3 protein-coding genes and 1 pseudogene are annotated in these 3,544 nt (G+C 61.4%); 2 read left to right on the forward strand and 2 right to left on the reverse strand.

Annotated elements, in window-relative coordinates; genetic code table 11:
• A pseudogene (locus tag ACFRJ9_RS23870) lies at window positions 1–278 on the reverse strand (tyramine oxidase); the annotation flags it as partial.
• Between the two features lie 483 nt (window positions 279–761).
• On the opposite strand from ACFRJ9_RS23870, the gene ACFRJ9_RS23875 reads away from it, so the two are divergent.
• Window positions 762–2,159, forward strand: a complete 1,398-nt coding sequence (locus ACFRJ9_RS23875; RefSeq protein ID WP_377673369.1) for an APC family permease — start codon at window positions 762–764, stop codon at window positions 2,157–2,159.
• A 2-nt stretch (window positions 2,160–2,161) separates the two neighbouring features.
• Window positions 2,162–2,905, forward strand: coding sequence for an IclR family transcriptional regulator (locus ACFRJ9_RS23880; RefSeq protein ID WP_377673371.1), 744 nt, complete (start codon window positions 2,162–2,164; stop codon window positions 2,903–2,905).
• Window positions 2,906–2,992: 87 nt separating this feature from the next.
• On the opposite strand, the gene ACFRJ9_RS23885 is transcribed toward ACFRJ9_RS23880, so the two are convergent.
• On the reverse strand, window positions 2,993–3,544 hold a 552-nt coding region (locus ACFRJ9_RS23885), incomplete at its 5' end, for a glucose-6-phosphate dehydrogenase assembly protein OpcA (RefSeq protein ID WP_377673373.1).

Genomic DNA, 3,544 nt, shown 5'->3' on the forward strand with positions numbered 1-3,544 from the left:
GAATCCACCGTGCCCGCGTCCAGGTCAACAACAGCCTCGAAGGAACGGGCCTGGGCACGATCGACCAGCACAGCATCAGCCTCACGAGCCACCTGAACACCGGCCCGCAAATCATCCTTGGCCGGCTCACGAAGCTCAACACTGATAAACCGGAACGACTCCGCAGCAGCAGGACCCTCCTTCAAAATCGCCACCGCACGGGAAATCTCCGCCCGCGACAACGGATCCAACGGGTGCGAAACCCCCACAAGAGCCTCAGTTTCAGCATTCAAAGTCACAACAAACTCCTTTGTTCCTGGAACGGGATGCAGATCCCTACGGAAGACGGAATGGACCAGGCAAACACAGCCGTCCCCGAGGGACGAGGGTCTACTGAGGTTCGATTTACAGAGGCCGGCAGCGGCTCAACATGGAGCCTCAGGTATGTGATGCCAGTCACTCGCATTCCGTCTGTGAGAAAAAGCTACGCCACCCAAAACATTTATGCGAGGGCTTTTTTGAATATTTAGGTGAGAAATTATCAGGCACTTTTTCCCACCCCAGTTAACATGTTGGAAACATACGGAAACACCTTCACATCTGTATGAAGAAGGCCCGGGAATGCTAATGTTTTGCATCTCGGCTCGATGGCGCCGGCCCTTCATAAGCAACGTTGGCGGGCCTGTCCGAGGGAAAGTTGGTACACAATGTCTGCCCGCAGTGATCGCTTCATCACGCGACAATCACCCGTGGAAGGCTTACGCCGTCGAAAGCTTTCCTTCTTGCCTGTTCTCGCGCAGGCAGTTGCCGGCGTCGCGCCGGCCGGTGCCATGGCCGTCATTCCGGCCTTGGTCTTTCCGGGGCTGGTGTTTGGTTCGGACGGTCCGAACCTGGTGATGACCTTCGGCGCAGCCATGGCAGTGATGGTCCTGGTCGCGTTCTGCCTCCGGCCCATGGCCAAGCGCATGGCTGCCGTAAGCGGCCTGTACAGCTATACGGCCAAGGGGCTCGGCCAACGCACGGCAATAACCGCGGGCTGGTCCGCCCTGTTCGGGTACGGCCTCGTGGCGATGGCCGGCCTGCTGGTGGTGGGCATCTATGTGGCCAAGCTCTTCAGCAACCTGGGGCTCAGCATCGCGGATTCAACGGCGTTCCCGGTAGTGGTTATCTTGCTTGCGGCCGGCGCGGCCTGTTACCTGATGGTCCGCGGAATCCGACTGTCCGCGTGGTTCACGGTGATGATGGAGGCCATGTCCATAGGCGTCCTCGCCGTGCTGATGTTCGTCTATTTTGCCCTCAACCAGCCGCAGATCGACCTCGGCAGCGCGCTGGCCTGGAGCGGGAATTTTGATGCGCTTCCGCTCGGCGTCGTGGTGGCCATCAGCGCTTTCGTCGGCTTCGAAAGCCCTACAACACTAGGCGGCGAAGCACACAAACCCTTCGTCAGTGTCCCCCGGGCAATCACCTGGACCCCGCTCCTGATGGGCGTTCTTTGCCTGCTTTCCGTCTCCGCCCAGGATGTGGCGCTAAGGGGTGCGCCCCTGAGCGTCGCAGCCAGTCCCACACCCCTGTCAGACCTTTTCTCCCAGACATCCCCGCTGTTCGCAGCAGTCCTGGATCTTGGCATCGCAGCCTCGTTCTTTGCCTGTGCGATCGCCTCAATGAACGCCTTCGTCCGGATCCTTTTCTGCATGGGCAGGGAAGGCGTCGCCCCTCGGATCTTCGGCCGGACCCATGCCGCTTTCAGAACCCCCTCGACGGCGATCGTAGTCACCATGCCGCTGGTCGCCGTCGTACCCGTTGCGGTTATCGTTTCGGGCGCCAGCCCGGAACGGGGCCTCGCCGTTCTCTTCACTTTAGGCGCTTACGGCTATCTGGGTTCGTACTTGCTTGCCAGCGCATCACTCCCCTTCTTCCTGCGGAGGATCGGCGAAAGCACCTATGCCAGCTGGATCCTGGGAGCCATTACTTCCTTGGCTGTGGGGGCGGTGATCTGGACTGCTACGGCGGTCTCCATCAGCACCGGCAACCTGCAGGCAATCGTCTACGGCGGCGTGCTCCTGGCAAGCATCCTCTACGCCACTTTCCTGCACTTCCGATTACCTGAGCGCCTGGCGTCCGTCGGAATCTACGACGAGACCCGGGACCTGGACCTCTTCAATGGCAGGCCAATTCCATGAGCATGAACTACAGACCCTCGCATACCAAGCCGAGTTCGGCGCTGAACTCACTCAAAGTCCTGGAAACCGTAGCGCGCTTTGGCACGGGAACCACGGCCAAGGAGATCACCGACGCCCTGCAGATGCCACAGGCAACCGCTTACAGGGTCCTGAACTCGCTGGTCGCGGACGAGTATCTTGCCCGCACTTCGGACCTCCGGGGCTTCGCCCTGGGGCACGCGATCTCTGGCCTGATCACGGCCGCCACTCCTCCCACCGTGCCCACGGCAGCCCGGAGCGAAATACAGGAATTCCGCAGCAGAAATCGATTTGCCGTGCACCTGGTAATGTTCCGGAACGCTTCCCTCAGAATCGCTGATGAAGATCCGGATTATCCCTTGCATTCAGTTTTTGAAATGCTCCGCTATCCACACACCTCCGCTGCGGGAAAACTAATGCTTGCCGGGCTCGACGATTTTTCTGCGCCATTCCCAAAAGGTCCATTAGTCCGATTGACGGCGCACACCATCACGGACGCCGCGCAATTGAAACAACAACTTGAAGAAATAAGGTCGAGCGGGGAAGCCTCGGAAATCAGCGAGCTGGAAGAAGGTTCAGCGAGCTTGGCCTATCCGGTCCGCCTGCCGGACGGGCCGGTCGGTGCCGCCCTCTGCCTGTCCAGCCCGGCGGAGCGGTTCAACGCCACTCGCGAGCATGCCGCTGCTGCCCGCGAGCTGAGTTCCCGGCTGGCACCGCTGCTGTTCTGACACGGCACCGGATTAAGGAACGACGGCGCCGTCATCGTTTGGTCGATGACGGCGCCTGTCATTGGGGGAACCTGCCGTTGGAGAGGCTCAGCCCGCCTTCGCGAGGGCATCGTCCACCCGGCTGAGTGCCGAGACCAAGGCGTCCACGTCCACGTTGCCGTGGTTGTCCACCGTTTCGTGCTGCATCGCCAACGCACCAAAGCTGCGAACGGTATCTCCGAAGACGTCGTCGGGGTCGAGCCTGCGCAGTTCTTCGGCGAGGCAGTCCTTGAGGCTGCGACGCGCAAGGGTGATCCGCTGTGCGGGCTGGCCCGGTTGCGTCAGCTCGGCCAGCGTATGACCTGGTCGGGACAACCGGATGACGCCCGAAATGCTGGTTAGCCTGACGCCGCGGATGCCGGTACCGGGGGGATCTGCCACTATCGTGACCGGTGCCTGGAGTGCGTGGCCCAGCCACGTCGCCAACAGCATGGTGCTGGGCGAGTCGGAAGCGCCCTCCACTGTGACTCCGGTGATGGCAGCGCCGTCGGAGTATTCCACGGCTGCGGCGAGTTGCATGCGCCAGTTGGTCAGGCGGGTCCAGGCGAGGTCGGTGTCGCCGGCTTTGTACGTGGCGCGGATGTTCTCCAGGGCGCGTCG

It is taken from the genome of Paenarthrobacter sp. NPDC056912 (assembly GCF_042786555.1).
GTDB lineage: Bacteria > Actinomycetota > Actinomycetes > Actinomycetales > Micrococcaceae > Arthrobacter.

Excerpts from the sequence above, each read along its gene's own strand:
- ACFRJ9_RS23880 (WP_377673371.1), top strand. The coding sequence starts at position 2,162 with ATGAACTACAGACCCTCGCATACCAAGCCGAGTTCGGCGCTGAACTCA.